The organism is Pseudobacillus sp. FSL P4-0506 (assembly GCF_038003025.1).
GTDB lineage: Bacteria > Bacillota > Bacilli > Bacillales > Domibacillaceae > Pseudobacillus.
On the sequence record NZ_JBBOOI010000001.1, the window covers coordinates 4,131,167 to 4,154,316 of the forward strand.

The following is a 23,150-nucleotide window of genomic DNA, read 5'->3' on the forward strand; positions in this document are numbered from 1 at the left end:
CTTTATAAATGCTTTAAAACCACTTCACCAAGAGCCTCAATGAATTCCGGACGGGCATTTGGCATAGGCGGACGATAATACGCTGCGCCGATTTCATCAGTAATTACCTTGCATTCATAGTCATTGTCGTATAGAACTTCTAAATGGTCTGCCACAAACCCTGCTGGCACATAAAGAAACGCCTTATAGCCTTGTTGCTCGAATAAATCGCGTGTCAAGTCCTGTACATCCGGTCCAATCCACGGCTCTGGAGTATTTCCCGCACTTTGCCAGCCAACCTCTACATTAGCCACACCTGACGCTTTCGCAATCAGTTCTGCTGTCTCTTGTAATTGTTTCGGATACGGGTCGCCCATGGAGATAATTTTCTCTGGCAAACTGTGAGCAGAAACAATCATTACGAAGTTCTTACGCTCTTCTGCTGACATGCTGGCAACCGTCTCTTTTACTTTTCCTGCCCAATAATCAATAAATTTCGGCTCCTGATACCAGCTTTCAATAGATGTGATTGCCGGTCCGCCAATTTTTTCCGCTTCTTCTTTCGCTCGGCTGTTATAGGATTTCACACTGAAGGTGGAAAAATGAGGAGCAAGCACTAGAGATACGGCTTCTGTTATCCCATCCATTTTCATCTGCTGCACAGCGTCCTCAATAAACGGCTCAATATGTTTCAGGCCAATATAAAGAGTGAATTCAATATCATCCTGTACGGCATTCAAATGCTGTGCAAGCTTTTCCCCCTGCTCTCTTGTAATCGAAGCAAGCGGTGAAATCCCGCCGATTGCTTCGTAACGAGAGCGTAAATCCTCAAGCATTTCCGGCGTTGGCTTTCTCCCTCGGCGGATGTGCGTGTAATAACGTTCAATATCTTCTTCTTTGTAGGGCGTTCCGTATGCCATGACTAATAAGCCCATTTTTTTCTTTGTCATGTCTCTCACCTCTGTTGCATTATTTTCGTTTTTGTGCGCTATATTCATGTACAAAGCTTGTTAGACGTTTTAGTGTGTCCGGATTCACCTCAGGGAAAACACCATGTCCTAAATTGAAAATATGACCTGGCTCCGCGAGTCCCTCATCCAAAATAGCGCGAGCTCTCTCTTCGATGACTTCCCAAGGAGCCAACAAAATAGCCGGGTCAAGATTTCCTTGCACAGTTTTTGTCACTCCCATAGCTCTCGCTTCTTTAATAGGCAGGCGCCAATCAAGACCAACAACATCAAGCGGCAAATCATGCCACTCTTTCGCCAAATGGCTTGCGCCTACTCCAAACATAATTAACGGAACATTTTCTTCGCGGAGTTCATTGAAAATGCGTTCCATGACCGGCTTAATAAATAAACGATAATCAGAAACGTTTAAAGCCCCTACCCATGAATCAAAAATTTGAATCGCCCGAGCACCGGCTTTCACTTGCGCGCGTACATAAGTCACTGTCATTTCTGCCAGCTTGTCCATCAGTGCTTGCCATGCTTTTGGTTCCGCATACATAAAGGCTTTTGTTTTATTGTAATTTTTTGAAGGTCCCCCTTCGATCATATAGCTAGCAAGCGTAAAAGGGGCCCCTGCAAAGCCGATAAGAGGAACATCAAGCTGCTCCTTTGTCAGCAATCGAATCGTATCCAATACATATGGAACATCACTTTCCGGATCGATTTGGCCAAGTTTTTCGACGTCAGCTAAAGAGCGAATCGGGTTATCAATGACCGGCCCTATTCCCGATTTAATATCGACATCCACTCCTATAGCAGGAAGCGGTGACATAATATCCTTATAAAGAATAGCTGCATCGACATTATATTGATCTACCGGAAGTTTGGTGACGTAAGCGCACAGTTCAGGTTGGTGGGTAATTTCGAAGAGGGAATATTTCTCTTTTAATTTACGGTATTCCGGCTGGGAACGACCCGCTTGGCGCATATACCAAACTGGTGTATACTCTGTCTTCTCCCCTTTTGCCGCTTTTAAAAATGTTTCATTAATTTGTCTCATAGCTGCTGCACATCCACCTTTCATTTCCTAAAAGTCGATCTATCACTTTATATACAATCCGTAAACGGAAGTAAGCGAAGAATCCTGTCTATTTATACGTTTACACTATAGTTGTTTTAGGCAAAAAAGTATAGCACAGACCCTCAAATGTCATAAATTCTCCAAAGAAACCAGCCAAACGCCTGCCATAAAGAACCGACTGCCTTCTTTTTTGCCCATACAATAGTTTAGAGAAGAGTAACTAAGTGTAAAGTAATATAATAAAGAATAATTAACTATTGTTGAATGAGGTGGAAGCATGTATATTTTCATAACAACCGGCACATATAACTTCATGAAGAAGTTACAGGAAAAGCACGCATCTGAAAAAATCCTTTTAATGGAGAATGCAGAAGGTGCTACCCTTCTTCATGAGACAAATAATAAAACAGTATTCCAATCCCCTCGTAAATATGAAGTAATCGACACGTCGGGAGAATTAGCCGATCACGGCTTCGTTGTATGTAATAATATCCCTGTTACTGACGAAGGACGCCCTATTTTCGAATATCGCTTTAAAGGCAGGGCGCGGGCGATTGAGAATACGCCAGGATTTATAGCTATTCGTGTGCTTCGGCCGCTCGATTCTGATACTTACGTTATTTTAACACAGTGGCAAGATCGGGAGTCATTCACAAACTGGAAAGACTCTAAAGAATTCAAACAAGCCCATGAGATGAAAAAACCAGAAGCAGGCGTAAATGAACAGCCGCATATTTTCTCAAGCCCTTCTTATATAACTACGTATATTGTCCCTAATGGAAATGATTAATTTCATTTTTTCTAAAATAGAATGGCAGCAAAAAAACAGCCTGACACCCGTGTTTTTCGGTGTCAGGCTGTTTAGGCTGATTATCGAAACATTTTACGCAGCCGTGCTGGCGCGTACATCTTTGCAAAAAACAAAGCAAATACTATTCCAGCTACAACGACAATGCCCCCTTGACTCACGGAATGGCCTGCCCATGCCGCTAAGCCGAAAATAATCGCCTGCAATAAGAGCAGCCGGCCGATTAACTCTAACAATGAAGCACTTTTTCTTTCAGGAGAGACCGGATACAGGGATACCCATATCTTTGTTTCATGGCGGCGGATCATTGGCAAGAGCTGAAAACCTGTTAAATAGATAAACAGCAAAGCAATAATGAGCTGCAATACAGCCTGTCCACTAAAGCAAATAATAAGTGCTGCAATGACCGTAAGACGAACGTACAGTCCAAAAAACTCGTTCATTCGGACAAATGTACGTCGGAATAGATACGTGTACGTGTTTGCTGGATCAAATGGTATGTAGCCGAGCAACTTGTCCAGCCATTTCCGGCGCTTGACCGTTCCCCGCAAATGAGGAACATCGGTAAATAAATTAGCCATCCGGTAAAAAGCAGCCATCCGCTTCTCTTCTAGTTCCACGAGTGTTTCCCATTTCAATGCCATACGCCTTGATATTTTCCGGAAATAGAGATAATAAGCAGCCATAACAACAGCCACTGCTAAGGCAAACAGGACAGCTGCCTTTGAAAATACAAAGTAAAGCAGCAATATGTTCAAAGCTAAACGGACTCCCCAATCAATCTGTCTGCTCTCTTTTTCTTGGATTTTAAGCACATGCCAGCGAACAACTAAATTCCAGACCTTTATGATAGCAAGGAGGAGAAGCCAAAAGAAGAAAACCTTCATAGAACCGCCTCTTACCTGCGTATACAGTGGCATAAACAAAGCAAGCGCTGCAATCAATAAGTAACTCTGGGACAGAAAGCTCGTCCAGATAGCCTTATGAAAGTAAGGAACCATTCTCTCTTCAAGCGGTAGTAAAAAGACCGTATCCGCTCTCATTAGAAATGTATATACCGGGCTCCATGAAAGCAGTGCGCCTAAAAAAACAGCCATGATGAACGGCGCCGGAAATGTTTCATCCAATGTCTTTACCCAACCGCTGTAATAATATAAGGCGGCACCGAGACCAAATACAAGGACAAATAATAAATGATCATTCAGCATGTAGCGCAGGTACTTGCGCAACTCTGAATAATAAGCGGCTATTCTTGATTTCCATAACTCTTCTACTTGCCTCATTGCTCTTCTTCCTTCGTCAGCTGAATATAAATGTCATCTAGAGAAGCACCCGGCATTTGAAATTGCTCACGAAGCTCTGTAATTGTTCCCTGTGCTCGGATTTCTCCGTTGTGTAAAATAATGAAGGAATCACAATATTTCTCCGCTGTCGCCAGTATATGGGTTGACATTAAAATGCCCGCACCACTATTGCGCATTCGCTTCATCCACTCAAGCAGCGATTGAATGCCCAATGGATCCAGACCAACAAACGGCTCATCAATAATATAAAGAGAAGGCTCTGTTAAAAAAGCACTCATAATCATTACTTTCTGCTTCATGCCTTTTGAGAAATGAGCGGGAAACCAGTTCATTTTTGAATCAAGTCGGAATTCTTTTAGTAGTGGACCGATGCGCCGCTTGTATTCCTCCTCTGTGAGACCGTATGCCATTGCAGTTAATTTCATATGCTCTTCAAGCGTCAGCTCTTCATATAAAATCGGTGTTTCTGGAATGTAGGAAAATTGACGCCGGTATTTCTCTGGGCTGTCCTGCAAAGAAAGTCCGTTAATGGAAATCTTCCCTTTTTTCGGTTCCATGAGGCCGATAATATGTTTAATCGTCGTACTCTTTCCCGCTCCATTCAGACCGATCAGCCCGACGATGCTCTCCTGATTAATTGAAAAGGAAATATCGTTCAGTACCGGCTTGCGGGTGTAGCCGCCAACTAGTCCTTCTACCGTTAATAAAGACATAAAAAAACGTCCTTTCTCGTAAAGTCATACGCTTATTTTAACAAAATATTAGCAGAATCTCATTGTTAAGTGCCCCTTCTATACTTGTCTATTTAATAAATATATCTTTTATGATAAAATTTTGGCAATTATACATAGGAAGGATGAAGAAAATGAGCGATTGTATTTTTTGTAAAATCATCAACGGAGAAATTCCCTCTGCCAAGGTGTTTGAAGATGAAGAAGTGTACGCTTTTCTAGATATCAGTCAGGTAACAAAAGGCCATACATTGCTCATCCCAAAAAATCATAAGAAGAACATATTTGAGTTTTCTCCGGAAGAAGCAAGCCGCCTCTTTCAACGTGTGCCTATTGTTGCAGAAGCGCTTAAAGCCGCTTACAACCTTGAAGGGTTAAATATTTTAAACAATAATGGCGAGACAGCAGGCCAAACGGTTTTCCATTATCACATTCATCTTATTCCTCGCTTTGGGCGTGAAGATGGATTCCATCCTATCTTTAAGGTAAACGACCTGAATCATACGGGCGAGGAGCTTCAGGAAATTGCTAAAGAAATCTCGGCCCATATTCAAACTACCGCTTAAAGAGGAGAAAAAAAGCTGATTGGTTGACAGAATATTCAGCTTCCTTAGCACTTTTCGATGTGCTATACTTATACTATCTTTTCGCTGACAACAACTAGCGTATGTCAGGAGAAGCTGTTTTGAGATGAGATGAGAAGAGGAGAGATGAGAAATGAATACAAAATCTTTAGTTACCCTGTCACTGTTAATAGGCATGGGGGCTGTTTTACACACCGTGATGCCCGGACTATTCCTTGGAATGAAACCCGATATGATGCTGACAATGATGTTTTTAGGAATTTTATTGTTTCCAAATGTGAAAAGTGTGCTGTTGGCCGGCCTTGTAACCGGAGTGATTTCCGGCTTAACCACTTCTTTTCCAGCCGGATTGATTCCTAATATGATTGATAAACCAGTTACTGCCCTTGTCTTTTATGGTTTGTTCATTCTATTTGCCAAGTACAGCAAGAATACTTTCGGAGCGGTTGTTTTAACAGCTATCGGCACGATTGTTTCCGGAGTCGTTTTCTTGGGTTCTGCACTCGCTATTGTCGGCCTTCCAGGTCCATTTGCTGCTTTATTCCTTACAATTGTATTGCCTGCCTCGGCTGTAAATGCTGTGGTCATGCTAGTTATCTATCCAATTGTACAATCTGTGCTAAAGCGCTCAAACCTGGTCGAACAGGTGTAAACAGTCCAAAAAGACTCCTTTTAAAACAAAGGAGTCTTTTTGTGATATACGTCCATCACCAGTACAGCATAAGCACTGCAATGACTAAAATAAAGCCCCCTGCAATTCCAAGAGTGCGAGCTCTTTGAATTAACATAGGTCTTGACATGGAAATGCCTGGCCTCCATATAGAACGGATATGATGGATCATGCTAATCAGAAGGATAAAACTCAGCGCAAATAATCCAAAGATGATCCCTTCCATCTGTGACACTCCTTTAACGAGAATCAACCGTTTGTTTTTCGTTGCTTAAGGGAAATATAGCAAAGCGGGGTCCTTTTACATACTATGCACCTTCCAGTTGGCAATGTACCTGTCCCCATCAAATTAAAGAAACTTTATCTATTCAAGGAGAACTATAATCTAACAAGAGGTGAAAAAAGTGAATAAAAAATCATTGTTAATAGGCATGATTGCCGGCACGGCCGCCGGAGCAGCTGCTACTTTGCTCAACACTCCTATGTCAGGCCAACAAGCCAGAGAAAGGTTAAAAACAGCACAGGCAAGCTTAAAAAGCAATGCCAGCGTCATTAAAACAGATATTGGGCAAGTCAAACAAGCTGTGATGCATTTAAAAGACGTCAGCAAGGACAATATTGGCGAAGTAGCAAACGGTTTGAAGGTGAGCGCAGGAATCTGGAAAGAAAGTACAGAACCAAATATTGAAAAGTTACAGAAAGATATTGCTGAGGTACAAAAAACTGTAGAAGACTTGCAAAAAACGCTGCCCGCCAGAAAGTAAATGGAGAGCCAACAAAGGCTCTCCATTTTTTTCGAAAATTTAGTTAATTTATATCTTTATTATTTTTTACTTTATTGGCATAATAATATTAATAATCTCTATAACTGGCTATCAATTAGGAGTGAAAGAATTCGGAAAAGAAGGTGCAAAAATGACAAATCATCAATACTCAATGAAAGAAGCGCTTATTTTCAGCCAACGAATGGCTCAATTAAGCAAAGCATTATGGAAAGCAATAGAAAAAGACTGGCAGCGCTGGATTAAGCCCTATGACTTAAATATTAACGAGCATCATATTCTCTGGATCGCCTATCATTTAAAAGGAGCATCTATTTCTGATATTGCTAAATTCGGAGTTATGCATGTCTCCACCGCTTTTAATTTTTCAAAAAAATTAGAAGAGAGAGGTTATTTAAGATTCTCTAAAAAGGAAACTGATAAGCGGAATACGTACGTGGAAATCACTGAAGAAGGAGAAAGGCTTTTGCTTGATCTGATGGAAGACTTTGATCCCAATGCCAATTCTGTCTTTGCAGGCAGCGCGCCGCTGCGTGAATTATTCGGTAAGTTTCCCGATATGATGGAAGTAATGTCCATTGTAAAAAATATTTACGGCGAAGACTTCGTTGATATATTTGAAAAGTCCATGAATAATATCGGTGAAGATCTCGATGAAGAAGATGGTAAATTGCGAAAAAAAAAGCTTGAACAAAAAGTTTAAGAGCTTCTCCTTTTGACGGAAAGCTCTCACTTTCTTTTCTTTAACCACCCTCCCGTTTGCTTTGCCTCAAAACTTTACTTAATTTTAATAAAAAACGGCTTGATTTTTCTTCGAGCACATCGTAAAGTGATTAGGCAATAGCAGTTTTAACGTCAAACGGAGGGATGATTCCGATGAAATGCTGGCGTACATTTGATTTTGAAAAGAGATACGGATCCAATAAAATCCTCATATTTTCTCTTTTGCTGACCATGCTGGTTTTTTCCTTCAGCTTTGCTCTCATGCAATCGCTCTTTTCGAAAACACTGTATTCAGGTTATTTTCATTTTTTTCTTATAGCTTTGTTAGCCATTTATCCGCTTCATAAACTTATTCATCTTCTGCCGATTTTGCACTATTGGCGGCAAATGAAATGCCAATGCAAAATCACTTGTTTTTGTATGCCAATTATTTCGATTAACATAAAGCAGCCTGTTCCTAAAAAAACATTTATGGTGAGCCTTTTGCTCCCCTTCTTTACAGTTAATCCAGCTCTGCTCGTTTGTGGAGTAATGTTTCCTCATTATATTCACTATTTTACTATGCTTGCTGCTTTCCACACAGGCATGTGTGCAATTGATTTGCTTTATTTAAAAGCGATGGCTGCTTCGCCAAAATATGCAGTCATTGAAGAACACGACAGAGGGTATGAAATCCTTATCCCTCAATAAGATGCTGGCTCATTTAGTCATTATCCCTTACATGTAAAGCAGAGAATCTCTTCTCTGCTTTCAACTATTTTTCTATCTTTTTAATATAATTTTTGTTATGTTTATTACATATGAACATAAAGGGAGGGGGATAAAGTGATCTCCGTTATTACCGTATTTATTATTTTTTCAGCATTGATTCTATATAATATCAATCGTATGACTAATATTCTTTGCGTTCAAAAAGAGATCCCCGAAGAACGCCACCCTAAAATTTTTCGCACGATCAATATTTACATTACCATTTTATTGATTTCCTCTTATGTGGAAATTTTGTTTGCATAAAAGAGCCGCTCTATGAAGCTGGCTCTTTTTATGTAAGCCGAAAAGAATGCAACTTAGTGAATAAAACAGCTTTTATTTCTATGGCAAACGAGATTCTTTTACTTTTCTGAATTGAATTTTTTGGCTGCTTCTTAAAAATATGATATAGTATGTCCTGTATAAAAATTTGAAAAAGCCGTTGCTGCATTGAAGGCCGGCTGATTAATCAGGGAGTTGTTTAAGAAATGAAAAAATGGATCCTGTCTGCTTCTTTACTCGCAGGGGCTGTCGGCCTAGCTGGATGCGGCGCCGGAGGAAATGATGTTGTTGCTACTTCGAAAGCAGGCGATGTTACACAACAAGAATTATACGATGCTATGAAGGAAAAGTACTCTCCTCAAATGGAGCAAGCGCTTCAGGAGGCTATGTATAAAAAGGTGCTTTCCGAGAAATATGAGGTGTCGGATAAAGAGCTGGATAAAGAACTAAAAAAAGCGAAGGAACAGCTTGGCTCACAATACGAAGCATTCCTGGCTCAATATAACCTTGATGAAAAAGGTTTCAAAGAGTTCTTAAAGCTTGAACTTTTAAGAGAAAAAGCAGCGCTCGCTGATATTAAAGTAACAGATAAACAAGTAAAAGAATACTACGATAAATGGGAAGCGCCAGTTAAAGTACGGCACATTCTAGTAGAAGATGAAAAGAAAGCGAAAGAAGTAAAAGACAAGCTGGCCAAAGGCGGGAAGTTTGAGGATTTGGCTAAGGAATACTCCACTGATACACAATCTGCCCAGAATGGCGGAGAACTTGGTTGGGTGGATAACGAGGGACGTGCACAATTTGTTCCAGAGTTTTCAAAAGCACTCAGTACCTTGAAGAAAGGACAAATCAGTGAGCCAATCAAATCAGACTATGGTTACCATATTATTGAAATCACAGATGTAAAAGAGAAAAAACCATTTAAGGAAATGAAAGCTGAATTAACAAAGGAATTAAAACGCTCTAAAGCAGATTCAGCAACTATGCAGAAAAAGCTTGATAAAGAGATGAAAGCGGCCGATGTGGAAGTAAAAGATAAAGATTTAAAAGGCGCTTTTGAAGGTTTATCCGATTCTGACAAAAAATCAGAAAAATAAAGATGATCAAAGCGTCTGTCCTGTAAATACTTATTATTTACAGGACAGACGCTTTTTTTAATTTTTAGCTTTTAGTTCCCGCTCTTTCTCCATTCTTTGTATATAAACTTGTCCTTCTTGTTCAATAAATTCCTGATCTACTTTTTTGTCTGCCCTTGATGTCTTAATCGTCATAAATGCGCTGAACAAAATCCCTGCTACTACTGCATAAATCCATAATGGAATAATCATCCTGATCCCCTTTCTTGTCCGCATTTGTAACCAGTGTATTCATGCAAAGAAAAAAACATGCCCAAATTTGGACATGTTAAGAAGAAAAATGCGGCTTATAAAAGGCCCGGTTATCAAGAGCAAATACGCGCTCGGAAAATTCTCCCGGCTTTGTGCGCTCCAATGCACGGTCTAGCATATTCATTTTCGCATCAAGATTATCAATATAGTGAAGAATTTCGGCCTCTTTAACCATTGGCGGCTTCGGGCTTCCCCACTCTGCTTTGCCGTGATGAGAAAGTACAACATGTTTTAGAACAGTAACCTCTTCCCCTTCGATCCCGAGTTCTTCCGCCGCTTTGCCAATTTCATTTACCATGATCGTAATATGGCCGAGCAAGTTCCCCTCTATGGTGTAAACAGTCGAAACCGGACCTGATAGCTCAATTACTTTTCCCAGATCATGCAAAATAACACCAGCGTACAACAAGTCGCGGTTCAGAGAAGGATACAGGTCAGCAATAGATTTTGCCAGCTTAAGCATGCACACGACATGATAAGCTAGACCCGAAACAAATTCATGATGATTCTTCGTTGCTGCTGGGTACTCCAAAAATTCTGTATGGTATTTATTTAATAAAAAACGGGTAATACGCTGGATATGAGGATTTTCCATCTCAAAAATAAACTGAGTGATCATATCTGCCATATCCTTTTGGCTGAGCGGAGCTGTTTCAATAAATTCACTAACCTGCTTTCCATCCTGCGGGTTGGCTGGTCGAATTTGTCGAATTTTCAACTGCATTCGACCACGGTAATTTTGAATTTCTCCCTTTACTTTGACAATCGTTTGGGGCTGATATTGTTTTTCTGTCTCTTCCTTCGCATCCCAGAGCTTCGCTTCAATATCACCGCTTTTATCCTGCAAGATAAGCGTTAAATAGGGATTTCCATTTACCGCTATACTCTTCGTTACTGATTTAATTAATAAATAACTCTCTACGCTTTGCCCTGCTTCATAATGGGTAATCCCTTGCAAATTGCTTCCCCTCCTTAATATTCGTGAGCTAATTATAACATAACAGCTTTTGGAATAATTGCTCTGTGCGGGATCTGGAATAAATCAGTTATCTCTTGAAAGCTCTATTGCTTTTTTCATATCCTTTAACGAGTTGGACTTTCCATACATTAAAACGCCGCCTTTGTAAATACGGGCACCGATGACACCAAAAACAAGAATAGCCGCGATTAAAATACCGAAGCCGAGTGCTACTTCCCATACAGGAATACTAAGCAAGCTAATGCGGACAAACAAAATCATCGGTGTAAAAAACGGCACATAAGAAGTAACTGTAATTAATGGAGACTCCGGATTGCTGAGACCGTACATGGAAATAAAGAAGCCGACCATTATAAGCAGAGTTAGCGGTGTCATCATCTGCTGAACGTCTTCAAGTCGACTAACGAGCGATCCAAGCAATGCAGCTATGGTCGCATACAAAAAGTAGCCAAGAATAAATAAAAGAACCGCATACATAATCATAGAAACAGAAATAGATTTTAGTCCGAGTGAGCCGATAAGTGATCCTTCAGGCTGATTAGATATTGTTATATAAGCAACAGCAAACCAAATAACTAATTGAGTAAGGCCGAGAAGACCGATGCCTAGTATTTTGGCAAACATCTGCTTGACCGGCGATACACTCGAAATCAAAATTTCCATTACTCTGGAAGACTTTTCAATCGCTACTTCAGAAGCGATCATGTTGGCATACATAATAACAGAGAAATAAATGAAAAATAAGAGAGCATATACCAGAATCTGTGCCTGAATTAACTCTTCTTCTGATTTGGCGCCTTTTGCTAGAGCAATCGTATCAAACGAAGCCGGTGCATTCCATAATTGTATCTGCTCACTTGTTAATTGCAACCTGCCCGCTACTTCCATTGTTTTTAGAGATTGCAACGCTTGCCTAATGCTAGAAGTAATTTGACTATTAGCTATATTTTCTGCTTTGTATGTAGCTGCTGGCAGCCCATCTCCTGTCCTCTCTAACAATAGATACCCCTTATATGTTCCTTCTCCAACTTCCTTCTTTAATTGATTCTCTGTTTGGTCTGTTTGTATAACGGTTAAATGATCTGCTACGGCTGCAAGCTGCTCCTTAAACGGCTCATACATCGTTCCTGTTTTATCAATAACCGCAATTTTCGTTTCCTTATTATCATCATCAAAATAGGAGAAAATCTGCTCCATGTTAGCTGCAGCAATAATGACCACCGCCACAAGCAGCGTCGTCACGATAAATGCCTTTGTCTTAAATTTATTTATGTAAGACTGTGAAAGTATCATCCAGAAATTATTCATAGGAAGCCCCCGCCTTTTCAATAAAAATGTCGTTAAGTGATGGCTCTTCCAGCTCAAACTTGGTGACAAACCCTTTTCCTTGCAAAGCGGAGAAGATGTGCTGAGACGTCTCTTCTTTTGCGATTTGCAGCAGCATGCCTTCCGCTGTTCTTTTTGCCCGCAGGACTCCGGGTATATCCTTTAAAAATTCAAGATCAAAATCTGCTTGAACAGCTACATTTTTTTTGCTGAATGAACGCTTAATTTCACGAAGCCTGCCATGAACAACCGGGCGTCCGCGATGCATCATACATAAATTCTCACAAAGCTCTTCCACATGTTCCATTCGATGGCTTGAGAATACGATTGTCGTTCCGTTTTCTTTTAAATCCACCACGGCCTCCTTCAATAATTCAACATTGACGGGATCGAGACCGCTGAACGGTTCATCAAGAATAAGCAGCTGCGGCTTATGAACAACAGAGGAAATAAACTGGATTTTCTGCTGGTTCCCTTTTGATAGCTCCTCCACTTTCTTTCCTGCATAATCCGGGACATGAAAGCGTTCCAACCAACGGTCCGCCTCAGCTGCAGCTTCTTTTTTATCCATTCCGCGAAGACGGGCCAAGTAGATAATTTGATCTTTCACTTTCATCTTTGGATAAAGCCCTCTTTCTTCAGGTAAATAGCCTATAAGAGGACTCGCTTTATAATTAATTGGTTGTCCATTCCACTGAATCATTCCTTTGTTCGCCTGTAAGATCCCTAAAATCATGCGAAAAGTGGTTGTTTTTCCCGCTCCATTGGCACCCAGAAAGCCAAATAGCTCTCTCTCTGGAATTTGCAAAGACAAATCGTCGACTGCGGTGAAGTCATTAAACTTTTTGGTTACGTTTTCTAGAATAAGCATATTTTATCACTCCCCTTTTAACCATACGCGCAAATCCCTAAAAAGTTCCATAAAATTATTTTGTTATAAAATATTTTGAAAAGTTCTAAATTTGTGTACAATAAATAGGAAGCAACTATAGGGAGGGGAAAAGATGGTTTATAAATTAACGGTCTTTGAAAAAAATGGGGAAAAGTTACTCGACCAATCGTTTGAGGCCCAGAACGATGAAGAAGCAAAAGAACGAGGGCAACAGCTGCTTCAGCAGCATGCGTATGAAGACTATACCCACCGCTGCACCTCACCGTTTGGCAAGCTCGTTTTATTTCATGTGTAAAAATCAATAAGCTGCTCAGACACAGCTGAAGCAGCTTATCTTCCTTTTACGCTCTCCTCCTGTCCCCAAAGCTTGCTCTTCTCTCTTTTATCTAGCACAATGAAAGACCTCCACCCTTCCAAATGGTATAACCACAGGACCTTTTTCGTTTCGTCTCAGCCATAAAATATAAATAAACGAATGAAGCGTACTACTGCCGTAAGAGAAGCTTTCGGATGACACACCCTATTATCCAAGTGAGTTAAACAAAAGGAAAAGACTTTATACCATTTGTTATTGCTAAATGGTATAAAGTCTTTTTATTTAAAAGTTAGCGGTTCTTTTAAATACACCTGAGTCGTATAACATCTGAACAATTATGAAAATAATTTATCCAATTTATTAATTTTCTTTTCCGTGTACTCTGCAAAACGTTCATTATAGGTTTTAGGATCTTTGGGATTTGCAAAGTGTTCAATCTTCCCTGTCTCCCGGTCAATAAACTTGCTCGCTGCTCCGCATCCGATACCAATAATGGTTTGTACTTCTTCCATGATCATAATATTATAAATGCTTTCCTGCCCCGGCTTTGAATAGCCAACATTCTCCAAATTCCCAAGAATATTTTTTTGACGGTACAAGTAGTAAGGAACATAGTCATGTTCCTCCGTCCATTCCTCTGCCATATTCATCATTTTTTCTACTTCTGTGCGATCTGCCACTTTGTACTTATCTTTATTAAGCGTCATTTCAGAAGCACGTTTAAATGAAAGGGTATGAACGGTTAAAGATTCTGGCATCAGCTTTTCTGTTTCAGCAAGAGAATGTGCGAACTCAGCGGTGCCTTCTCCAGGAAGACCGATGATTAAGTCCATGTTTATATTGTTCATCCCGTGCTCTCTTGCCAGATGGTACTTATCAATCGTTTCTTCGACAGTATGGTGACGGCCAATGGCTTTTAATGTTTCTTGAGTGTAGGATTGCGGGTTAATACTAATGCGATCAATGTTCCATTTTTTCAATACGTCCAATTTTTCCGGAGTAATCGTGTCTGGACGCCCCGCCTCTACTGTGATTTCCCGGATGTTATGCACGTCCGGAAACACATCATACATCAATTCATATAACTCATCCATTTCCTCTGCCGTAATAGCTGTTGGTGTCCCCCCGCCATAATAAACAGTGGTAATTTTAACGCCTTTCTCTCGCAGCCATCGACCAATCTGCTCCATTTCATAATGAAGCCCGCTCAGAAAAGAGGATACTCTCCCCTGCTTTCCTTGAATGGCATAGGCCGGAAACGTACAATAGGCACATTTTGTCGGGCAAAATGGAATGCCAATATAAATGCTGACTTCGTCTTTTACCTTATATAAGTCTGGAACCATCGTAAGCTGACGGTCGAGGATTCTCTCCATTAATTGAACTTTCTCTTCAGTAATCATATATTCTTCTTGAAGCTTTCGGCGCGATTCTTCTGCCGGTACGCCAGCCTGGTGTTGCTTATGAAGCAGCTTTGTCGGTCTCATCCCTGTTAAAATGCCCCATTTTTGTGTGATTTTCGTATAGTCCTGAAGCACATGGAGAAACACATGAGAGACGATATTCTTTACTTGCTTAAAACGCTCCTTCTCATCATCAGCTGTTACAGCCTTCCCGTAGCTTGCTCGGTATTCTTGCTTGCCTGCTAGCAAAACTGCTGAGGAAACAATTTGTTCCTTCTCGTAGGTCAAATCAATTTTAACAACGAGTTCCTGATCAGGGTGCTCATTCATACAAATTTCTGTTTCCTCAAAAAATAAGTTAGCGATCAATTGAAGTGGACGTACAAAGCGTTCATCTTCCAATCCTTTTATATAAATTAACACGATCATTCACCTTTCTCTTTTTCCTTCCCTTAGCATACTGAATCCATTATCCTGTGGTCAAGACAGAGTTTACTAAAACAAATCATGAAAAAAAGCGGCATGGTTTCGCCGCTTAATCGAATTTATTCACTTCTTCCTCTGCGCTTCTTCTTTGATGTCTAAGCAATTCTTTAATCACATAAGCAATCCCGTCATCTTCTTTTGTCCTTGTGATCCAGTCAGCTGCTTGCTTAACATTTTCCGGTGCGTCACCCATAACGATTCCGATGCCTGCTTCTCTTACGACCTCTTCATCATCTTCATCCACACCGATAACAGCGATTTCCGAGCGGCGAATCATCATTCTTTCTGCCAAATATAAAATGCTGTTCCATTTCGTCACTCCGAAAGCAGTGATTTCGATTTGATCTGTTCCTTTCTTAAGAAAAGATACTTCGTTGAACATATTTTTCAATGCCTGCCATACCTCGTCTCTTTCTCCAAATTTAAAGAAAGTGACCTGAATGGACAAAGGTGAAATCGGCTCCTCAAATAAATGGTCAGATAAGGAATTAACGAAGTATTGGGAGTAAAGAAACTTTTGAGTGCGCTGCCACATGCTGCGCTTGACTAACGTCGCTGGCATTCTCCCTTTATTGCTGACAGAAAATTTTTCAGTCGACAATGTGATCCGGCAGTCAAATGACTCTAGAAATTGAACCATTTCATGCGTGGATTCTTCATTTACCCGCTGAATATAAACAGGCTTATCAAGCTCAGAAGCTATATAAGCCCCGTTATGAGCAATCAAACAGCTTTCCGGGATTAAAGACTTTGCCGTTTTCTTTACAAACGGCAATTCGCGGTTGGAGTAAAAACAAACCGATACTTTTTTCTTGCGGGCATAATGAATTGCATCCTTTGTGGACCTTGTTATCCGCCCTTTATTTTGGCCGGCAAATGCATCTATATTAATTGCTAATAAACGGTAAGCCATTTCCATTCCCCCCTCACGTTGTCCTTTTTAAAAATTATGAAGAGGAAACAGGCTTTAGAACAAGGCTTTAAAAACTCCTCTTTATTGCCTCCTAAAGAGCAAGAAACAGAAAAAAAGTGCCAGTCATCTTCTCTAGGGAAGATGACTGGCACTTAAAAGCTTTAAAAATTATTTTCGACCGTACCATACATTTCTTCAAGCGGCTTCATGATGATTTTATTGATATCAGCAATAGCCACGCTCATTCTTTGCTCAGCCTCCATCAATTTCGAGATGAGCCCATGCTGCTGAACGAGTGCCATAGTCTTCTGAGCCTGCTGTACCTCTTCTTCAGTAATATCTTGGCCCGTCATTTGCTTCTCTTGTAATCTCATCTGCACATTACGAAAATTTTCGAAGATTCCTCTTGCTTCTTCATTTGCATTTACCTCTTCGTATAATTTTCTCAGTGCAGTGTATTCTGGACTTTCACGCAGTGACTTCTCCATTTCATATGCGAGATCATATAAATTTACAGCCATTTTTTCCTCCTTGATGATCGACATAACTTCACTCTAACAAACTATGCAAAAGTTCGCGAGACTTTCCTAAAACAAACCAACCACAAGTCCTTGAATTAGACCGATGGCCCCTCCAAGCACGCCTCCTAGGAGAGTAATCATCTTTAACTCACTGCGGGCAATATCCAATACGAGCTGTTCAAGGCGTTGAAGAGAAAAAGTCTCTACTTGCTCACGAACAATATCACCGATCCGTAGTTTTTGCATAATGACCGGTATGCGTGTTGCAACAATTGATCCTGCCTTTTCCACGAGGGAAGGAATAACTTCGCTTATGATCTTCTCTTCAAAAGGCTGTAAAAAAGCTGCAACTGGCTTTTGAAATAAAGAAGGCACATCTAACTGGCGTAAAATAAAGCTCTTTCCTTTCGCCAGGGCTTTTTCATCAGGAAATTGTTGAAAGACGTCCTCCCATTTCCAGTCAAGCAATTTCTCCCACTCTTTTGACAACAGGGTGTTCAGTAAGTCTTTCGTTCCTGGGCTGCTTAAAAATTTCACTATTTCTGGCTGGATCTTGTCCTCAAGCGACGTGTTGCCTAAGATCATTTGCAGCATGCTGCCAAATTTTCCCCATTCAGCCAGAAAGTCATCCGTCATTCTTTTAACTCGCCATTTTCCTTCAAAGCCAGAAAAATAATCAATGCCTTTCGTTAAAATATAACGGGAGATATCAGGGATTTTTTCTTCTGCAGTGTCGAGCCATTCTGCTGGCAATGATTCTCTAACCGTTTGGTGAAGATAGAAATTCTTAATACCGTTATATTTATCGTCTATCCAGCTCTCAATCCAGCGCTCGGTTCTTTGTTCAGCCTCCTTAAAATGAAGCTTCTCCAAAATTTCCGCGACTGTCTGGTCAGCAGCAAGCAATGGCTTGACCTCTTTCTGCAGCATAACAGTTACATCTCGACGAAAGTCTGGTTCATTTAACTTGCGCTCGATACTCTCTGGTGTAAGCAGATGCTCTTCTACGGTCTTGCCAATTTGGCGGGCAAGCTCCCCTCTTCGTTTAGGGATTAATCCCGGTGTAAATGGTAATTTCCACTTGCCGATATATTTAGCTTCATAAGGGCGAAAAAGCATTCGGATAGCAATAGCATTCGTGATTGCTCCAATCGCGGCTCCGATCACAACCATAAAAACAATTAATGTAAATAAATTCATGCGCTGTTCACCTGCCATTCATTCATCACCAGCTAAGCCGGCTCTTTCATTATAATGGCAATTCGCAAAAATTAGCAAATATTGTCGTCCTTGTTCAGCTGCAGTATGATGAAGAAAGGGGTGAAAAACATGTTGCTGCATTTTCAATATAAACCGCTTTATAAAGAAAAAAAACTGCCCGGCTGGAACTTTTCTTTTTATCACAAAAAACAGCGTCTGCTAGGAAATTATCTTCCAGATGGGACGATTGAATGGCTTTCAACGGTCCCTGAAGAAACTGAGCGCAAACAACTAGAACAACAAATACATGATCTAATGCTTTATCATGTATACGACAATTAACTTAAATTGCCGGAATACCCCCTTTCTTTTGCGTACATATTATGATAAAGGAGGGGGTAAGCAGTGGATCCAAAACACAAAGGCCTTTCTTTTTTGCCTGATATGCAGCCTGAAGGAAAAGATCAAACAGATGTAGATATTGACAGAATGATTAATGAGGGGCTATCTGGAGGCTCCGTCCATATGAGAGATGATGCGATCACTGCCAATATTGAGGAAGCCGCACCTTTTCCGGAAGAAACACCTCCAACTGAATAAAAATCATTAAAAAAGCTGTCCTGCGCGTGCCGGACACCTGCAGTCATTCTGTTTAGGAGTCTGGCACGTTCGGACAGCTTTATCTGCTTTTTACGATCATATTAACAGCTTCTTGAATCGCCTCTTCTGCATTTTGCCCATTCTCGTTTGCTTCTCTAATACAGCTTTCTAAGTTTTTGGCAACAACCAATCCGATGGAACGATCTACAGCTGAGCGGATAGCCGACAGTTGAGTAACCACTTCTTTGCAATGCTTATCTTCTTCCATCATTTTGATCACGCCTCTTATTTGTCCTTCAATTCGGCTGAGACGATTTTTTATATCGCGGTTGTATTCCATGATCCCTGCACCTCATTTTCTCCTATCTAATACCATTTAATTTCACATGAAATATGTATCATCAGTATAGCATACTGATTCAGAAAACACCTTTCAAACGCTAAATAAAACAGGTATAAATTCCCATATAATATTTTTGAATAAACTTTTTAAAACCAAACATACTAGTACTACAAGCAGCAACATTTCAAACCGGTGGACCTAACCAGATAGTCTGGACGCAGTAATGCGTACTGGTGCAAGTCCAGGAGGTCCAGCCAAAATAAAAACAACAGGAGATGACAAAACATGGCAAACAACAGCAATAACAACCAACTTCTAGTTGCAGGAGCTCAACAAGCTATCGATCAAATGAAATTCGAAATCGCTTCTGAGTTCGGCGTACAACTTGGCGCAGATTCTACATCTCGTTCTAACGGTTCTGTAGGTGGAGAAATCACAAAGCGTCTTGTAGCAATGGCTCAACAACAAATGAGCGGCTTCCAACAACGATAAGTTAGTTTTACAACTTCATACAATTGGCTTGAGCCCCTGAATTCTCAGGGGCTCTTCTGCTTCTTTATAGATTGACCATTTTAGCAGGATCAATCCATTCGTCATACTGCTCGGCCGTTAAATACCCTGTTTCAATAGCCGCTTCTTTTAGGGTTAATCCTTTTTTATGTGCCAGCTTAGCAATCTCTGCGGCTTTTTCATAGCCAATATGCGGATTAAGGGCTGTCACTAACATCAGTGACCGTTCCATTAGCTGCTGAATCACTTCCCTGTTCGCTTCGAGTCCAGACGCACATCGTTGATCAAACGACTGAATACCGTCAGCAAGAAGCCGAATGGATTGTAGTGTATTATAGATGATCACTGGTTTGAAAACATTGAGCTCAAAATTCCCTTGGCTGGCAGCAAACCCTATAGTAGCATCATTGCCAAATATTTGGGCAGCTACCATGGTGATTGCCTCGCTCTGTGTCGGATTCACTTTTCCTGGCATTATCGAGCTGCCCGGTTCATTAGCCGGAATAGTAAGCTCTCCAATGCCGCTGCGCGGACCGCTTGCGAGCCAGCGTACATCATTGGCAATTTTCATCATATCGGCTGCCAGAGCCTTTAATGCTCCGTGAAAATAAACAAGCTCATCATGACTCGTAAGCGCGTGAAACTTATTTGGCGATGATTGGAATGGATATCCCATTTGCTTTTCAAGCTGTTCAGCTACTTTGCCGCCGAATGAAGGATCCGCATTGATCCCTGTGCCTACTGCTGTACCGCCAATTGCCAAGTTAAGCAAGTACTGCTGTGACTGCTCAATCATTTCCATGCTGCGATCAATCATCGCACGCCAGCCAGAGATTTCTTGACCGAGTGTTAACGGGGTTGCGTCTTGTAAATGAGTACGTCCTATTTTAATTAAATCCATATATTGCTTTTCTTTCTGCTCAAGTGTTTTCCTAAACTGTTTGAGCGCTGGCTTAAGGTGTTGCTCTGTCTCATGGTAAGCAGCGATGTGCATAGCCGTTGGGAACGTATCATTAGAGCTTTGCGACATATTCACATCGTCATTCGGATGGATGAAATGCTCTTTTCCGGCAATTTCACTTCCTCTTCTGGCGACTACTTCGTTCACATTCATGTTAGACTGTGTGCCGCTTCCTGTCTGCCAGACAACGAGCGGGAAATGTGTATCCCACTTGCCCTGGATAATTTCATCACAAGCATCGACAATCGCTTCTTTTTTTTCGTCAGGTAGCTTTCCTAGCTGCCCATTAGCGATAGCGGCAGCTTTCTTCAGCTGGGCAAATGCATGTGTTACTTCAATCGGCATTCTTTCAGTTCCTATTGGGAAATTCTCTTTGCTGCGCTGTGTTTGTGCTCCCCAATATTTATCAGATGGCACCTTCATTTCACCAAGTGTGTCGCGTTCTATTCTAAATTCCACTTCCATACCTCCTCATCTCATACTCCTGTATCACTTTTCCCTCTTTATAAGCAAATCATTCCTTTAAATTCCATGGATGAGTAAAATATAAAAAAAGACTGCAGCACGCCACAGTCTCTCTTGAAATGTTAACTAACACCTTCGATTTTTTTCTCATAGTTGCTGATCTCATGATCAAGATTGAGTGTAACAGCAATCTCATCCCAACCGTTTAATAGCATTTCCTTCCAGTAAGGATCGATATTAAACTCAGCTGTAAATCCTTTGCGATCAGTAATATCCTGTTCTTTTAAATTGATGAACAAGCGATAGCCTGGCTCTTTTGCCTTTTCCATAATTTCACTTACTTCCTCTTCAGTGAGGCGAATCGCCAAAATACCGTTTTTCACACAGTTATTATAGAAAATATCGGCGAAGCTAGGAGCAATAACGACTCGGAAACCATAATCAAGAAGCGCCCACGGAGCATGTTCACGGGAAGAGCCGCAGCCGAAGTTCTCTCCTGCTACTAGAATTTCTGCATTTTCATATTGCATTTGATTCATGATGAAGTCTTCTCTTTTATTTCCTGCATCATCAAAACGCCAATGATGAAACAAGAACTGGCCAAAGCCCTGCCGTTCAATCCGCTTTAAAAACTGTTTCGGAATAATTTGATCCGTATCAATATTTACACGGTTGAGAGGGCAGACAATGCCGTTAAATTTATTGATTGCTTCCATTCTTCTTCCCCCTTATTGATGCACTTTAGCTAATTTGCGCACGTCGGTAAACTTTCCAGTGACTGCTGCCGCTGCTGCCATCGACGGGCTCACTAAGTGTGTTTTTGAACCATTGCCCTGACGTCCCTCAAAGTTGCGGTTTGAGGTAGACGCACAACGTTTGCCGGCTGGAACGATATCATCATTCATCGCCAGACACATGCTACAGCCTGACTCGCGCCATTCAAACCCGGCCTCGGTAAAAATTTTATCTAAGCCTTCTGCTTCTGCGACTTGTTTCACTGTTTGCGATCCAGGGACAACAATAGCCGTAATTCCTTCCTGAACTTTTCTTCCTTTCGCTACCTCGGCAGCTGCCCGTAAATCACTGAGCCGCGAGTTTGTACAAGAACCAATAAATACGTAATCTACAGGAATATCCTCCAGCTTTGTGCCAGCCTCAAGCCCCATATAATCTAATGCCCGGGCAACTGATTCACGATCTGCCTGGCGTTCAAACTGCTCAGGATGAGGCACAGAAGCGCTAATGCCACTACCCATTGAAGGATTTGTTCCCCAGGTTACTTGCGGTTCAATCTCTTCTCCAGCAATTTCAAGCGTTACATCATACTCTGCTCCCTCATCTGTTGCGAGTGCCAGCCAGCGTTCTGCGGCTTTTTCAAACGCTTCTCCTTGAGGAACATAGCGGCGCCCCCGCAAGTATTCAATCGTTTTCTCGTCTGGACTAATCAACCCAGCACGTGCTCCTGCTTCAATAGACATGTTGCAGACAGTCATTCTTTCTTCCATGGACAAATTGCGAATCGCTTCGCCTGTATATTCCATAATATAGCCTGTCCCTGCATTCACACCGTATTTTGCAATAACAGCCAGGATTAAGTCTTTTGCTGTTACTCCAAAACCAAGCTTTCCTGTTACTTTAATTTGTAAAGTTTTAGGGCGGGATTGCCAAAGAGTTTGCGTAGCAAGTACATGTTCTACTTCACTTGTACCGATACCAAACGATAGAGCACCGAAAGCACCATGTGTAGAAGTATGACTATCGCCGCATACAATCGTTTTTCCCGGTTGTGTTAAACCAAGTTCTGGCCCAATAACATGGACGATCCCTTGATCAGGATGATGAATATCGGCTAATTCAATCCCAAACTCTTTACAGTTTTTCTCAAGAGTAGTCATTTGTGTTTTTGAAATTGGATCATTGATAATGTGGCGGTTAATCGTCGGAACATTATGATCCATCGTAGCATACGTTAAGTCCGGACGACGCACTTTGCGGTTATTCATACGCAGGCCTTCAAATGCTTGCGGAGAGGTAACTTCGTGCACTAAGTGAAGATCAATATATAAAAGATCCGGTTTTCCCTCTTCTCTGTGTACTACATGCTGTTCCCATATCTTTTCAATAATTGTTTTTGGTGCCATAAAACAGCCCCCCACTGTCTTTTTTTAAGAATCTGTTATAATTGGTTGCTGGTTTTCACTCC

General features: G+C 41.1%; 29 protein-coding genes. 12 read left to right on the top strand and 17 right to left on the bottom strand.

Annotated features, from left to right (window positions below):
- Window positions 1–2 precede the first annotated feature (2 nt).
- Both hemH and hemE read right to left on the bottom strand, forming a co-directional pair.
- Window positions 3–929: a ferrochelatase gene (hemH, locus tag MKZ02_RS20690; protein WP_340855997.1), complete on the bottom strand. Its 927-nt coding sequence runs from the start codon at window positions 927–929 to the stop codon at window positions 3–5.
- 19 nt (window positions 930–948) lie between these two features.
- Entirely contained in the window at window positions 949–1,989 is a 1,041-nt protein-coding gene (gene hemE / locus MKZ02_RS20695; protein ID WP_340855999.1) for a uroporphyrinogen decarboxylase, read from the bottom strand.
- A gap of 298 nt (window positions 1,990–2,287) precedes the next feature.
- Between hemE and MKZ02_RS20700 the strand changes: the two genes are divergently transcribed.
- A complete protein-coding gene (locus tag MKZ02_RS20700; RefSeq protein WP_120036454.1) occupies window positions 2,288–2,800 on the top strand; it encodes an antibiotic biosynthesis monooxygenase family protein in 513 nt (170 codons plus the stop codon).
- A gap of 80 nt (window positions 2,801–2,880) precedes the next feature.
- Here MKZ02_RS20700 and MKZ02_RS20705 read toward each other — a convergent pair whose 3' ends face one another.
- Entirely contained in the window at window positions 2,881–4,101 is a 1,221-nt protein-coding gene (locus MKZ02_RS20705; protein WP_340856001.1) for an ABC transporter permease, read from the bottom strand.
- Window positions 4,098–4,835 (bottom strand): ABC transporter ATP-binding protein, encoded by a 738-nt coding sequence (locus MKZ02_RS20710; RefSeq protein ID WP_120036452.1) that lies wholly within the window; start codon window positions 4,833–4,835, stop codon window positions 4,098–4,100. The genes MKZ02_RS20705 and MKZ02_RS20710 overlap by 4 nt, the downstream gene beginning before the upstream one ends.
- A 152-nt stretch (window positions 4,836–4,987) precedes the next feature.
- Here MKZ02_RS20710 and MKZ02_RS20715 point away from each other — a divergent pair, with 152 nt between their 5' ends.
- Together MKZ02_RS20715 and MKZ02_RS20720 are read left to right on the top strand one after the other, a co-directional pair.
- The gene (locus MKZ02_RS20715) at window positions 4,988–5,419 is read left to right on the top strand and encodes an HIT family protein (RefSeq protein ID WP_340856005.1); all 432 of its coding nucleotides are present in this window, start codon (window positions 4,988–4,990) and stop codon (window positions 5,417–5,419) included.
- A 151-nt stretch (window positions 5,420–5,570) separates the two neighbouring features.
- Window positions 5,571–6,089: a tryptophan transporter gene (locus MKZ02_RS20720; RefSeq protein ID WP_340856007.1), complete on the top strand. Its 519-nt coding sequence runs from the start codon at window positions 5,571–5,573 to the stop codon at window positions 6,087–6,089.
- A gap of 55 nt (window positions 6,090–6,144) precedes the next feature.
- Here the strand turns inward: MKZ02_RS20720 and MKZ02_RS20725 are convergent, their stop codons facing one another.
- Window positions 6,145–6,333 carry a hypothetical protein gene (locus MKZ02_RS20725; RefSeq protein WP_120036449.1) on the bottom strand — a complete coding sequence of 63 codons (189 nt, stop codon included), beginning with the start codon at window positions 6,331–6,333 and terminating at the stop codon, window positions 6,145–6,147.
- Between the two features lie 178 nt (window positions 6,334–6,511).
- On the opposite strand from MKZ02_RS20725, the gene MKZ02_RS20730 reads away from it, so the two are divergent.
- From MKZ02_RS20730 to MKZ02_RS20750, 5 genes are all read left to right on the top strand, one after another.
- Entirely contained in the window at window positions 6,512–6,871 is a 360-nt protein-coding gene (locus MKZ02_RS20730; protein WP_120036448.1) for a YtxH domain-containing protein, read from the top strand.
- A 151-nt stretch (window positions 6,872–7,022) separates the two neighbouring features.
- A complete protein-coding gene (locus MKZ02_RS20735; protein WP_120036447.1) occupies window positions 7,023–7,592 on the top strand; it encodes an HTH-type transcriptional regulator Hpr in 570 nt (189 codons plus the stop codon).
- A 173-nt stretch (window positions 7,593–7,765) separates the two neighbouring features.
- Window positions 7,766–8,302, top strand: coding sequence for a DUF3267 domain-containing protein (locus MKZ02_RS20740; RefSeq protein WP_340856016.1), 537 nt, complete (start codon window positions 7,766–7,768; stop codon window positions 8,300–8,302).
- 138 nt (window positions 8,303–8,440) lie between these two features.
- The gene (locus tag MKZ02_RS20745) at window positions 8,441–8,626 is read left to right on the top strand and encodes a hypothetical protein (RefSeq protein ID WP_340856465.1); all 186 of its coding nucleotides are present in this window, start codon (window positions 8,441–8,443) and stop codon (window positions 8,624–8,626) included.
- A gap of 224 nt (window positions 8,627–8,850) precedes the next feature.
- Window positions 8,851–9,741 carry a peptidylprolyl isomerase gene (locus tag MKZ02_RS20750; protein WP_340856018.1) on the top strand — a complete coding sequence of 297 codons (891 nt, stop codon included), beginning with the start codon at window positions 8,851–8,853 and terminating at the stop codon, window positions 9,739–9,741.
- Window positions 9,742–9,798: 57 nt separating this feature from the next.
- On the opposite strand, the gene MKZ02_RS20755 is transcribed toward MKZ02_RS20750, so the two are convergent.
- The 4 genes from MKZ02_RS20755 to MKZ02_RS20770 form a co-directional block, all read right to left on the bottom strand.
- Window positions 9,799–9,972, bottom strand: coding sequence for a sporulation YhaL family protein (locus MKZ02_RS20755; protein WP_120036444.1), 174 nt, complete (start codon window positions 9,970–9,972; stop codon window positions 9,799–9,801).
- A 76-nt stretch (window positions 9,973–10,048) separates the two neighbouring features.
- Window positions 10,049–10,990, bottom strand: a complete 942-nt coding sequence (yhaM, locus tag MKZ02_RS20760; protein ID WP_120036443.1) for a 3'-5' exoribonuclease YhaM — start codon at window positions 10,988–10,990, stop codon at window positions 10,049–10,051.
- A gap of 84 nt (window positions 10,991–11,074) precedes the next feature.
- Window positions 11,075–12,319 (bottom strand): ABC transporter permease, encoded by a 1,245-nt coding sequence (locus MKZ02_RS20765; protein ID WP_340856022.1) that lies wholly within the window; start codon window positions 12,317–12,319, stop codon window positions 11,075–11,077.
- Window positions 12,312–13,208 carry an ABC transporter ATP-binding protein gene (locus MKZ02_RS20770; RefSeq protein WP_340856025.1) on the bottom strand — a complete coding sequence of 299 codons (897 nt, stop codon included), beginning with the start codon at window positions 13,206–13,208 and terminating at the stop codon, window positions 12,312–12,314. The genes MKZ02_RS20765 and MKZ02_RS20770 overlap by 8 nt, the downstream gene beginning before the upstream one ends.
- Before the next feature lie 133 nt (window positions 13,209–13,341).
- On the opposite strand from MKZ02_RS20770, the gene MKZ02_RS20775 reads away from it, so the two are divergent.
- A complete protein-coding gene (locus MKZ02_RS20775) occupies window positions 13,342–13,524 on the top strand; it encodes a YhzD family protein (RefSeq protein ID WP_120036440.1) in 183 nt (60 codons plus the stop codon).
- A gap of 356 nt (window positions 13,525–13,880) precedes the next feature.
- Here MKZ02_RS20775 and MKZ02_RS20780 read toward each other — a convergent pair whose 3' ends face one another.
- From MKZ02_RS20780 to MKZ02_RS20795, 4 genes are all read right to left on the bottom strand, one after another.
- A complete protein-coding gene (locus tag MKZ02_RS20780) occupies window positions 13,881–15,371 on the bottom strand; it encodes a coproporphyrinogen III oxidase (RefSeq protein ID WP_445324341.1) in 1,491 nt (496 codons plus the stop codon).
- A gap of 112 nt (window positions 15,372–15,483) precedes the next feature.
- Complete coding sequence (locus MKZ02_RS20785; RefSeq protein WP_182917095.1) at window positions 15,484–16,347, bottom strand: HAD hydrolase family protein; 864 nt, start codon at window positions 16,345–16,347, stop codon at window positions 15,484–15,486.
- A 161-nt stretch (window positions 16,348–16,508) separates the two neighbouring features.
- The gene (locus MKZ02_RS20790) at window positions 16,509–16,868 is read right to left on the bottom strand and encodes a YlbF family regulator (protein WP_120036438.1); all 360 of its coding nucleotides are present in this window, start codon (window positions 16,866–16,868) and stop codon (window positions 16,509–16,511) included.
- 66 nt (window positions 16,869–16,934) lie between these two features.
- A complete protein-coding gene (locus tag MKZ02_RS20795; protein ID WP_340856031.1) occupies window positions 16,935–18,086 on the bottom strand; it encodes a DUF445 domain-containing protein in 1,152 nt (383 codons plus the stop codon).
- A 111-nt stretch (window positions 18,087–18,197) separates the two neighbouring features.
- On the opposite strand from MKZ02_RS20795, the gene MKZ02_RS20800 reads away from it, so the two are divergent.
- Both MKZ02_RS20800 and MKZ02_RS20805 read left to right on the top strand, forming a co-directional pair.
- Window positions 18,198–18,410 carry a YheE family protein gene (locus MKZ02_RS20800; protein ID WP_120036436.1) on the top strand — a complete coding sequence of 71 codons (213 nt, stop codon included), beginning with the start codon at window positions 18,198–18,200 and terminating at the stop codon, window positions 18,408–18,410.
- A 63-nt stretch (window positions 18,411–18,473) separates the two neighbouring features.
- Complete coding sequence (locus tag MKZ02_RS20805) at window positions 18,474–18,668, top strand: hypothetical protein (RefSeq protein ID WP_340856482.1); 195 nt, start codon at window positions 18,474–18,476, stop codon at window positions 18,666–18,668.
- 79 nt (window positions 18,669–18,747) lie between these two features.
- Here the strand turns inward: MKZ02_RS20805 and MKZ02_RS20810 are convergent, their stop codons facing one another.
- Window positions 18,748–19,008 (bottom strand): metal-sensitive transcriptional regulator, encoded by a 261-nt coding sequence (locus tag MKZ02_RS20810; protein WP_120036434.1) that lies wholly within the window; start codon window positions 19,006–19,008, stop codon window positions 18,748–18,750.
- A 288-nt stretch (window positions 19,009–19,296) separates the two neighbouring features.
- On the opposite strand from MKZ02_RS20810, the gene MKZ02_RS20815 reads away from it, so the two are divergent.
- Entirely contained in the window at window positions 19,297–19,503 is a 207-nt protein-coding gene (locus MKZ02_RS20815) for an alpha/beta-type small acid-soluble spore protein (RefSeq protein WP_120036433.1), read from the top strand.
- 64 nt (window positions 19,504–19,567) lie between these two features.
- Here the strand turns inward: MKZ02_RS20815 and fumC are convergent, their stop codons facing one another.
- From fumC to leuC, 3 genes are all read right to left on the bottom strand, one after another.
- On the bottom strand, window positions 19,568–20,941 hold the full coding sequence (fumC, locus tag MKZ02_RS20820) for a class II fumarate hydratase (RefSeq protein WP_120036432.1): 1,374 nt from the start codon (window positions 20,939–20,941) through the stop codon (window positions 19,568–19,570).
- A gap of 128 nt (window positions 20,942–21,069) precedes the next feature.
- The gene (gene leuD / locus MKZ02_RS20825; RefSeq protein ID WP_120036431.1) at window positions 21,070–21,663 is read right to left on the bottom strand and encodes a 3-isopropylmalate dehydratase small subunit; all 594 of its coding nucleotides are present in this window, start codon (window positions 21,661–21,663) and stop codon (window positions 21,070–21,072) included.
- Window positions 21,664–21,675: 12 nt separating this feature from the next.
- Window positions 21,676–23,088 (bottom strand): 3-isopropylmalate dehydratase large subunit, encoded by a 1,413-nt coding sequence (gene leuC, locus MKZ02_RS20830; protein ID WP_120036430.1) that lies wholly within the window; start codon window positions 23,086–23,088, stop codon window positions 21,676–21,678.
- Window positions 23,089–23,150: the final 62 nt, after the last annotated feature.